This is a genomic window from Bacillus sp. SIMBA_005 (genome assembly GCF_046535585.1).
Lineage (GTDB): Bacteria > Bacillota > Bacilli > Bacillales > Bacillaceae > Bacillus > Bacillus pumilus.
In genome coordinates, this window is sequence record NZ_JAWRWI010000666.1 from 1 (window position 1) to 259 (window position 259).

The 259-nt window shown below is 43.2% G+C and carries 1 protein-coding gene; it reads left to right on the plus strand.

Annotated features, from left to right (window positions below; genetic code table 11):
- Positions 1-4 precede the first annotated feature (4 nt).
- A partial coding sequence (locus SB660_RS21755) for a four-helix bundle copper-binding protein (RefSeq protein ID WP_410584504.1) occupies positions 5-259 on the plus strand: 255 nt, incomplete at its 3' end.

A 259-nucleotide genomic window follows, 5' to 3' on the forward strand; every position in this document is an offset into this window, starting at 1 on the left:
GAATATGTCACATGAACAACACCAAGAATTAATCCAGGCTTTACACCAATGTATGGCTGCCTGCAATCACTGCTTTGACGCTTGTCTAAAGGAAGACGATGTAAAGATGATGGCTGAATGCATCAGATTAGACCGGGAATGTGCAGATATCTGTAACTTTTTAGAGCAGGCGTTAGCACGAAATACACCATTTGCTTCAGAGCTAGCATCAGTATGTGCGACAGTATGCGAGGCGTGCGGCAATGAATGTAAGAAACAT